1 protein-coding gene is annotated in these 317 nt (G+C 33.4%); it reads left to right on the top strand.

The genetic code is table 11. The features are described from left to right. Positions 1–264: 264 nt before the first annotated feature. Positions 265–317 (top strand): prepilin-type N-terminal cleavage/methylation domain-containing protein (locus tag A3761_RS28870; protein WP_369808148.1); only part of this gene is annotated, 53 nt, incomplete at its 3' end.

Raw genomic sequence — 317 nt, 5'->3', positions numbered from 1 at the left:
ATGACCCGAACACCGGCACTGTCTATACAGATATTCAGCCTTAAGCAGTTTTATTAAGAAAGTAAGCTTTGTTGTTACGATTTTTAAACAAAAACATACATTAATGATGTGCGAAGTTTTAAAAGCATGTCTATAGTTAAATCAATAGATTAGTGAACGAAGTTTTAGTGCTACTTAAACTTGGCGTTAAGTCCAAGAAGCATTAACTTTTAATTTTAACGAACGAAAGCAGTAAATAATTATTAAGATTTAGGAGCTCTACTCATGAAGCGTCAAGCGGGTTTTACACTCATCGAATTGGTCATGGTTATCGTGAT

Source organism: Oleiphilus sp. HI0123 (assembly GCF_001635315.1).
Note: the sequence above shows the minus strand (reverse complement) of the source record. Positions and strands in the feature narration are given on the sequence as shown.